The organism is Anaerococcus senegalensis JC48, from assembly GCF_000321005.1.
GTDB lineage: Bacteria > Bacillota > Clostridia > Tissierellales > Peptoniphilaceae > Anaerococcus > Anaerococcus senegalensis.
Map to the genome: position 1 here is coordinate 815542 of NZ_HE578907.1, position 9646 is coordinate 825187.

A 9646-nucleotide genomic window follows, 5' to 3' on the forward strand; every position below is an offset into this window, starting at 1 on the left:
TTTTTGGCAAAAATTATTGATGAGAAATTTTCGTGACGAGAAATAGGCCATTTTGTTTTTATAGAATTAATTTCTCCAAGACTTAAATCTTTATTTTTATCCTTAATTTTTTCAAATAATTTTATAAAGACTTTTGCAGTAGTCATAGCATCATCACTTGCCCTGTGATGGTTAAATGGTCCTACTGCCAATTTTTTTGCAAGTTTATCTAGAGAAAATCTTCCCATAGATGGAAAAACTGCCCTCGCCATGGGCAAGGTATCTAAATAAACAGGTTCAAATTGGTAGGATAAATTGTTACAAGCTTCTTTAATAAAACCAATATCAAAATCTGTATTTTGTCCTACAAAATAAGCATCTTTTGAAAACTCCAAAAATTTTGGTAATATTTCATCAATTTTTGGCTTATCCATTACCATTTCATTTGTAATTCCAGTAAGCTCAACTACCTTTTCAGGTATCATTTTTTCAGGATTTACAAGTTCATTAAAAACTTCAACAATTTCTCCATTTTCAATCTTTACAGCACCAATTTCTGTAATTTTATCAGAATATTTATAAAGACCTGTTGTCTCCAAATCAAAAACAATAAATCTTTGATCTTTTAAATTCCTTATATCATTTATTTTTTTATTATAATTATTGGTTAAAATCCTTAAATTTTTATCAACCAACAAAAGCTCTGCGCCTGCTAGCATTTTTATGTCATTTTTTCCTAGCTTGTCATACATATCTGGAAGGGCTTGTAGAGTTTCAGTATCGGTAATACCACAAGCTGTATGGCCCCAAGATTTTAATTTTTTTGAAAGTTCATCCATGTCGACAAAACCATCAAGGTTGGTCATTTTTGTATGAATTTCAAGTTCTACTCTTTTTTTAGGATAAGTGTCAAGCCTTTCTTTTTTTTCACATTCTTCCATAGAATTAACTGTAAATACATCTTCGTGAGAGTAACCATCATAATTTAAAACACCTTGAACTCTTACTGCAATATTTTCTTTTAAATTATCTAGTTTTGCTTTATTTCTTGGTTGAACAAACATCTTACAAGCTATAGCGTCTGTTTCATCTTCAAGGTCAAAAGAATAGATAAAATTCCCTCTTTTTGACTCAAAAATATCTATTCCAAAAATTTCTCCCTTTAAAGATAAATTCATTCCCTTTTTGTCATAAATCTCTTCAATTTTAAATTCATCTGCCTTAATGTTTCTTCCGTATTTTAATATTTCTGATGGATCTTTCTCTTTTTTGTCTGATTCTTTTTTGTTATTTCTAGCATTTTGAATCATATTTTCAAGCTCAATCTTTTTTAAATCTCTAAGGCTTGATGGCTTGTCATCTTTTGTATTCTCGTATTTATTATTTTCAATATTTGGCAGATCAAAAATATCTTTGTTTTCTTTATTTTCTTTAGCTTTATCTTTTTTTTCATCTACAATTTCTTCTACTTGGTCTTCATATCCTGTTTCATAAAAATCTGGAAGAGGTTGATTTTCATAAAATTCTTCAATTGGATTTGCTTTTTCTTCTTTTTCTTTTATATCTTCGTACCTTAAAGCTAAATTTACATAGGAAAAATATTTTTCTAATTTTTCTTCAATTTCTTTTTCTTTTTTTCCTACAATTATTAATTTTAGTTTATTTAATTTTTTTGAATATATAGCATCTTTAATATAGTAATCTTTGTCTGTATCTATAAGTGATTTTAGACTAATTTTCATTTTTCTCATCTTTCAAAATTTCTTCAATAAGACTGTCTACTATTTCTTCTTGTTTTACTTTTTTGATTGTTATTCCTTTTTTAAATAAAAATCCATATCCTTTTGCACAAGCAATTCCGTAATCTGCTTCTTTTGCTTCACCTGGTCCATTTACAGGGCATCCCATTATGGCAACTTTTAAATTTAAATTTAATTTATCAAGCCTATCACTTGCTTCATTTACAATTTCATCCAAATTTACGCTTGTTCTTGAGCAAGTTGGACAAGAAACTAGATCAACACCATCACGTCTAAGTCCCAAGGATTTTAAAATTGTTTTTCCTGCTTTTACTTCTTGAAGAGGATCTCCAGTAATTGAAACTCTAATTGTATCACCAATTCCATCTTTTAAAAGTGATCCCATTCCAATTGAAGATTTTACTAAAGCTTGATAAAGAGGTCCAGCTTCTGTAACTCCTAAATGAAGTGGATAATCGCAAAGAGCTGAAATTTTTCTATTTACATCAATCATTGTATTTACGTCCGATGATTTAATAGAAATAACAATGTCATAAAAATCTAAATCTTCTAAAACTTTTACTTCTTCAAGGGCAGAATAAACAAGGCTATCAACATTAACTCCATGATATTTTTCAATCATATCCTTATGAACAGAACCAGAATTTACTCCAATTCTTATAGGAATATTTTTCTCCTTACATTTTTCAACCAAAATCTTAACCTTATCAGCCCCACCAATATTTCCTGGATTTATTCTTAAACAATCACATCCATTTTCTACTGCTGCTAGTGCTAGTTTATAATCAAATTGTATATCCGCTACAAAGGGAAGATTTGTTCTTTTTTTTATTTCAGAAATTGCCTTTGCATCTTCAATAGAATTTATAGCAGATCTTGAAATATCACAGCCTGCTTTTTCAAAGTCATTAATTTGATCTACAACTTCCTTTATATTTTTTGTTTCTTTAGTTGTCATTGATTGGATAGAAATAGGAGATCCTCCTCCTATGGCTACATCTCCTACATATACTTTTCTAGTTTTTTTCAATTTTTACTCCTTAAAATAAATTAATTAAATCTTTAATTGTAACTAAAAGGATCAATCCCAATAAAAAGATAAATCCTCCTATTGTAAATTTTTCTTCTATTTTTTTGTTTATTCTTTTTTTAGTAATCATTTCATATAATGATGTGAAAATTTTTGACCCATCAAGAGCTGGAATTGGAAGTAGGTTAAAAAATCCTAAATTTACACTAATATATCCCAAAAAGAAAATAAGATTCATAATTCCAAGATTTGCTTGTCTACCCATTTCTTTTACAACTCCGACAGGTCCTGAAAGTGCTGAAAATCCTAATTTTCCTGTAAATAAATTTTTTAGAACAATAACCATCATCGAAATCATAGATCCAACTTGTTTTGTTCCAATTATTATTGATTCAAAAAATCCTACTTTTTGATTTTTTGGTATAAAACCAAGAATTGGTCTTTTATCTTCAAACTCTACTTTTACACTTTTATCAATATATTTATTATTTCTTTTTAATGTAACAGAAATTTTATCATCTTTTTTATGATTTTTATAAAAATCTTCCAAGCTTTTAGAAATATCAGAAAACTCATTAATTTCTTTATTATTAACTTTATAAATTTCATCATTTATTTTAAATCCTTGACTTTTTATTGGTGAATTTTCAGTGAATTCTTTGATTTTTGTTGATGGCTTTCCAGTATTAAATGCTACAAAAGAAAATAATAAACCAGCAAAAATCAAATTTATTAAAGGTCCTGCAAGTATTGTAAAAAATCTTTTGTAGGCAGGTGCTTTGTCAAATGATCTCTCATCATTACTTTCATCGTCCTCACCTTCCATGGCACAATATCCACCAATCGGAAACAAATTTACAGAATAAAGAGTTTCTCCTTTTTGCTTTGAAAATATTTTAGGTCCCATGCCAATGGCAAATTCATTGACCTTAATTCCACTTTTTTTTGCAATAATAAAATGTCCAAATTCATGAATCAAAATCAAAAATAAGAACATTATTATCGAAATAATAACAGATTTCATTTTACTCCTTAACTTATATTAATGTAAATAGATATAGGCAAGGACTTATAAACAAGATTGAATCAAATCTATCCAAAATCCCTCCATGACCAGGAATCAAATTTCCATAATCTTTTATATTACATTTTCTTTTTATAAATGACGCTACCAAATCTCCAGTCTCTGACAAAAATGCAGCAATTGCAGTAAAAATAATTACTAATAATATATTTTTGTCAAGATTTACATAATTTACATATATCAAATTTAAAATCACCGCTCCACAAACTCCTCCGATAAATCCTTCTATGGTTTTATTAGGAGAAATAGATTCAAGTGATTTAATTTTATGTTTGCCAATAGTTGAACCCGTAAGATAAGCAAAAGTATCTGACCCCCAAGCTATGACATACAACATATAAAGATAGACATTATTATTAATTCTTATTGCACTAGACATAAAAATAGAAACATAAGTTACTACAAATAATAGAGCAAAAAAATCTTCCATCCTATATTTTTTATTAAAAATCATGTATACAAAAATTGCTATGAGTATAGATGTAAAACCAAACATAAATAAATCTTGATTACCACTAAAGGCGTTAATTACAAAAAATAAATTTATTATCATAGCAAATTTTAAAGGAACATTGTATGACAAATTTTTAAGTGCGTTTACTAATTCTTTTACGGCAATGCAAGAGAAAATTCCAAAACCAATTGCAAAATAAATACCACCAAGATAGGTTATTGCAATCAATAAAAAAAGAATTATTCCTCCACCAAATAATCTTTTAGCTAGGTTCATTTAATCCACCATACCTTCTATCTCTTCCATAAAATGAATCAACAGCCTTGTCCAAATCTTTTTTTGAAAAATCAGGCCACAAAACTTCTGTAAAATAATATTCAGTATAAGCCATTTGATAAATTAAGAAATTTGAAATTCTCAAATCTCCCCCTGTTCTAATCAAAAGATCAGGATCTGGCATATTTTTTGTATAAAGATAGTTTGAAATGTCATCCTCATCAATTTTTTCAAAATCAACCCCATTTTTTACCATATCTTTGAAGGCTTTTACAATTTCCATTCTGCCTCCATAATTTATAGCCATATTCAAAACTAGTTTGTCATTATTTTTTGTTAATTCACAAACATCAAGACAAGCTTTTATAGTTTTTTCTGGAAGTTTTGATATATCTCCAATTATATTTAATTTTACTTCATTTTCCATAAGTAACTTTGTCTTATCTTTTATAAATTTTGCCAATAATTTCATCAAATAATTGACTTCAATCTTAGGTCTTTTCCAATTCTCAGTAGAAAATGCATAAAGAGTTAGATATTTTATACCTTTTTCCTTTGCATAAAGAGCAATATCCACAACATTTTCAGATCCTTCCTTATGACCCATAGATCTTGGCATATTTCTATTTTTTGCCCACCTACCATTTCCATCAAGAATAATGGCAAGATGGTTTAATTCTTTTTCTTTCATACACCCTTCTTTCTAATTTTATCTCTATATGATTATACCATAAGAAAATCAAGAATTAAGAAGAAATATTTTAATTAAATATTAGAATAATCAGCTCTATAAATAAATAAAAAGGTAGATGATAATTATACTTTCATCTACTTTTTGAATAATTTAAAAATTTTTATACTGATATTTAAACCTAATTTATATTTACCAATTTTTTTCTTTTTCTATTAGTTTAACTTAATCTAAGGAATATGTTATAAATTAAAATTTTTTTAATTCTTCTTTTTTTCTAATATTATTATGTTTATTTTTTTCATTACTAAAAAACGTAATGTGATTCATGACATCCTACAATTTTATCAGTTTATAAATCTAAAAATATTTATATAAAAATAGATTTAGTCTATTAATTAATATTTTATAGATAATAAAGTTAGAATTTTATTTTTGACTTATTTAAATTATAATTTAATATTTTTTAACTACATACAAAATAAATAAAGTCTCCGCCAAAAGACGGAGACTAATATATTAATTTATAATCATTTCTTTAATTAAAATAATAAATTGAATCTAAAATTTCTTCAAAGCTTGTGACCCCATCTAGAACTTTTTTAATTCCATTGTAGGTCATAGACTTAAAATTTTTTTCCTTATTTAATAAATCCAAGTCATTTTTACTAAAATTTTTATTTTCAAAAAAAAGATTTTTGTAATCTTCATCAAAATCAGCAATTTCTTCAACAGCTTCTCGTCCTAGATATCCATCGTGGCATTTTTCACAAGAACCTGGATCGTAAATATAAGTATTTTCATCTACATCAAAATAATTTTTTACAAAATTATATTCTTCTTTTGAAATTTTTCGTTTTTTCTTACATGAGCAAAGTTTTCTAACAAGCCTTTGGCTTGCAAGAGTATTTACAGATTGTTTTATCAAATAGTCTTCAACTGACAAATCACGCAGCCTATTTATTGAAGAAAAACTATCATTCGTATGAAGAGTAGTTAAAACTAAATGTCCAGTTATAGCAGCTCTTACTGCCATTTTTGCCGTTTCATTATCCCTAATTTCTCCAAGCATAATAATATCTGGATCTTGTCTTAAAATTGATCTAAGTGCACTTTGGAAAGTTAATCCGATTTTTTCATTAATTGAAATTTGGTTAATGCCCAAAATATTAATTTCTACTGGATCTTCTATACTAATTATATTTCTTTTTTCATCATTTAATTTATTTAATAAGGAATAAAGAGAAGTAGATTTTCCAGAACCAGTTGGTCCTGAAAAAATTATCATTCCGGATTTATTTTTTATTGCTTTTTCTAAAATTTCTTTTGATCTATTAGTAAAGCCTAATAAATTTTGAGTTTTTTTAAAATTTTCAATGGAAAGAATCCTTAAAACTAATTTTTCACCAACTATAGTATTTAAAGTTGAAATTCTAAAATCGATATGTGGAAATTTATCTAATTTTAAATATCCATCTTGAGGTCTTCTTTTTTCTGAAATATCTAATTTAGAAGATAATTTAATTCTTGTTAAAAGCTTAATATAAGAAGAATATTCCATCTTAGTAATAATTCTAAGTTTGCCGTCAATTCTAAATCTTATTCTTGAAAATTTTTGATCAATTGGCTCAATATGTATATCACTTGCATCTAAATTAAGAGCTTTTGTAATAAGTTCGTTGATATAAAAATCAATATTGGTCTTAATTAAATTATTATCCATCACATACTCCAATATTTATTATCCAAAGACCTATATCGAACAGATTCGAGAAGATGCTTCGCTTCAATTTTTTCACATCCATCAAGATCTGCAATAGTCCTACTCATTTTTATAATTTTATTATAAGATCTTACTGAAAAATTATATTTATCGAAGGCTTTTTGTCCGATTTCTTTTACATTTTTATCAAGTTTTATATATTTTTTCATAAGCCTTGTGGAAAGAGCTCCGTTAGTAGAAATTTCTTCTTTTTCATATCTTTTTATTTGAATTTCTCTTGCTCTTTGAACTTCTTCTTTCATTTGTTTTGAAGATTTTGTTTTTATATTATCCTCCAAATCTTTGTATTTTACAGGTTTTATTTCTATATGAATGTCAATCCTATCAAGAATTGGAGAAGATAATTTTGATAAATATCTTCTTATTTCATTTTGAGTGCAAGTACATTCTTTTAAAGGATTTCCAAAATTTCCACAAGGACAAGGATTCATCGCAGCAATCAAAATAAAATCTGCTGGATATTTTATGCTTGCCATTGATCTTGAAATATTTATTTCCTTATTTTCCAAAGGCTCTCTCAAAGCTTCTATTGTTTTTTTGGAAAATTCTGGAAATTCATCCAAAAACAAAACTCCCTTATGGGCGAGGGTTATTTCTCCTGCTTTTGGAATATTTGCTCCTCCTCCTATCAAAGAAACTTCACTTGCTGAATGGTGGGGAGATCTGAAGGGTCTATTATTTATTAATTTTCCACTTTCAAGAAGTCCCATCACTGAATAAATTTTTGTAACTTCAATTTTTTCCTCAAAATCCATATCAGGTAAGATTGAAGGTAAATGTTTTGCAGAAAAAGTTTTTCCACTTCCTGGAGGTCCAATCATTAATAAATTATGATCTCCTGCTGCTGCAATTTGTAATGCTCTTTTTAAAGAATCTTGACCTTTTATATCAGAAAAATCATAAGGATATGTAATATTTTCACTTGTATTTAATAATTTTATTTTGTAGGGAGATTTTTTTGTATTTTCATTAAGATATGAAACTAATTCTTCTAAATTTAAGAATGGAAAAATATTGCAATCTTTTATTATTGCACATTCGTCCTTATTTTCATTTGAAATTATAAAATTTTTAAATCCCTTTTCCCTCATAGAAATTACCATGGCAAGGGCACCTTTTACTGGGACAATTCTTCCATCAAGTGAAAGCTCGCCTATAAAAATAAAATCATCTTTTGAATTTTCAATTACTCCCATGCTTTTTAAAAGAGAAATTGCAATTGGCAAATCAAGTTGAGTTCCTTCTTTCTTTATATCTGCTGGAGATAAATTTATGGTAATTCTTCCTTGGGGAAATTTAAAACCAGAATTTATAAGAGCAACTCTAATCCTATCTTTGGATTCTTTTATAGATGAATCGGGAAGACCTACAATATTAAAAGCTGGCATTCCACTAGTTATATCAGATTCAACTTCAATTGATTTTCCATCAAGACCCAAAAGAGTGACTGTATTTGTTTTTGAATACATTTTATTCTCCTAAACCCAAAATTTTTTGATATTTTTTAAAATCTTCATGAACATTTGCACAAAATTCTCTATAAATTCCATCTTTATCTTTAAATCCTAATTTATGGCAATGAAGTAGTTGATGGTCCAAATTAAATTTATGTTTTACATTTCCATAAACAGGATCTCCCAAAAGTGGATGATTAATATAGGTCATGTGAACCCTAATTTGATGAGTCCTTCCAGTTAAAATTTTGATTTTTACCAAGGAATAACCATTATTTTCTGAAATTACTTCATATTTACTAATTGCATCACGACCAGAATTTCTCACTGCCATTTTTCTTCTATTATTTGGATCACGATCCATAAAAGTATGAATTGTTCCAGATTTTTTTTGAAAAATCCCATTACAAATTGCCAAATACTCCTTATCAATTTTTCTTGTTTCAAAAAGATTTTTCAAATATTTGTAAGATGAATTATTTTTTGCAATAACCATAAGTCCAGTTGTATCCTTATCTAGTCTGTGAACAATTCCTGGTCTATCATCTCCCCCTATATGAGATAAATTATCATAGCCAAAGTGATGTAAAAGTCCATTGACCAAAGTTCCACTAACAATTGATCCTGCTGGATGGACAATTACGTTTTTATCTTTATCAATAATTGCAAAATCTTTATTTTCATAAATGATTTTTAAATTCATATCTTCAGCTTCAATTTTTGCTTTTTCAAATAATTTATCAGAAATTTCTATTTCCTCTTCTAAAATTAATTTGTAGGAAGGTTTTATTTTTTTATTATTTACTTTTATTTTGTCATCTTTGATAAAATCTTTCACCTTTTCTCTAGGAATTTCTTCAAAAATATCTGAAAGATATTTATCAATTCTAATTTCTTTGTTTGCTTTAATTTTCATACTTAAATTATAGCATTATGAGAAAGTATATACAAAATAGGTTTATTTTAAAAAATTTTTAAATAATCAAAACTACCAGCTTAGCTGGTAGTTTGCACAGCGCCTATAAGGCGCGAATACCGGCACGCCCCTATTGGGGCTGTCGAGTATTCCATCACATGCACCACTATCCCAACTACTGCTTAAGCAGTTTTTTTATTTGTTCTTATTTACTGACTT

At 27.3% G+C, this 9646-nt stretch carries 8 protein-coding genes; all 8 read right to left on the reverse strand.

The features are described 5' to 3' along the window. Positions 1 to 1721, reverse strand: a 1721-nt coding sequence (locus ASHG_RS04170) for an exonuclease domain-containing protein (protein ID WP_244264246.1), incomplete at its 3' end; no start/stop codon positions are given. After that, a complete protein-coding gene (gene ispG, locus ASHG_RS04175) occupies positions 1711 to 2769 on the reverse strand; it encodes a flavodoxin-dependent (E)-4-hydroxy-3-methylbut-2-enyl-diphosphate synthase (RefSeq protein ID WP_040397717.1) in 1059 nt (352 codons plus the stop codon). The genes ispG and ASHG_RS04170, both read right to left, overlap by 11 nt. Before the next feature lie 10 nt (positions 2770 to 2779). Beyond that, entirely contained in the window at positions 2780 to 3793 is a 1014-nt protein-coding gene (locus ASHG_RS04180; RefSeq protein WP_040397718.1) for a M50 family metallopeptidase, read from the reverse strand. Between the two features lie 13 nt (positions 3794 to 3806). Next, a complete protein-coding gene (locus tag ASHG_RS04185) occupies positions 3807 to 4583 on the reverse strand; it encodes a phosphatidate cytidylyltransferase (protein ID WP_040397719.1) in 777 nt (258 codons plus the stop codon). Then, positions 4570 to 5274, reverse strand: a complete 705-nt coding sequence (locus tag ASHG_RS04190; RefSeq protein ID WP_040397720.1) for an isoprenyl transferase — start codon at positions 5272 to 5274, stop codon at positions 4570 to 4572. The genes ASHG_RS04185 and ASHG_RS04190 overlap by 14 nt, the downstream gene beginning before the upstream one ends. A 538-nt stretch (positions 5275 to 5812) precedes the next feature. Then, positions 5813 to 6997, reverse strand: coding sequence for a GspE/PulE family protein (locus ASHG_RS04195; protein WP_040397722.1), 1185 nt, complete (start codon positions 6995 to 6997; stop codon positions 5813 to 5815). Beyond that, positions 6997 to 8526 (reverse strand): YifB family Mg chelatase-like AAA ATPase, encoded by a 1530-nt coding sequence (locus ASHG_RS04200; RefSeq protein ID WP_040397724.1) that lies wholly within the window; start codon positions 8524 to 8526, stop codon positions 6997 to 6999. Before ASHG_RS04200 ends, ASHG_RS04195 begins: the two co-directional genes overlap by 1 nt. Position 8527: 1 nt before the next feature. Then, positions 8528 to 9427, reverse strand: a complete 900-nt coding sequence (locus tag ASHG_RS04205) for an RluA family pseudouridine synthase (protein WP_040397725.1) — start codon at positions 9425 to 9427, stop codon at positions 8528 to 8530. Between the last annotated feature and the right edge of the window lie 219 nt (positions 9428 to 9646).

Excerpts from the sequence above, each read along its gene's own strand:
- ASHG_RS04200 (WP_040397724.1), bottom strand. The coding sequence starts at position 8,526 with ATGTATTCAAAAACAAATACAGTCACTCTTTTGGGTCTTGATGGAAAA.
- ASHG_RS04195 (WP_040397722.1), bottom strand. The coding sequence starts at position 6,997 with ATGGATAATAATTTAATTAAGACCAATATTGATTTTTATATCAACGAA.
- ASHG_RS04190 (WP_040397720.1), bottom strand. The coding sequence starts at position 5,274 with ATGAAAGAAAAAGAATTAAACCATCTTGCCATTATTCTTGATGGAAAT.
- ASHG_RS04205 (WP_040397725.1), bottom strand. The coding sequence starts at position 9,427 with ATGAAAATTAAAGCAAACAAAGAAATTAGAATTGATAAATATCTTTCA.
- ASHG_RS04185 (WP_040397719.1), bottom strand. The coding sequence starts at position 4,583 with ATGAACCTAGCTAAAAGATTATTTGGTGGAGGAATAATTCTTTTTTTA.
- ASHG_RS04180 (WP_040397718.1), bottom strand. The coding sequence starts at position 3,793 with ATGAAATCTGTTATTATTTCGATAATAATGTTCTTATTTTTGATTTTG.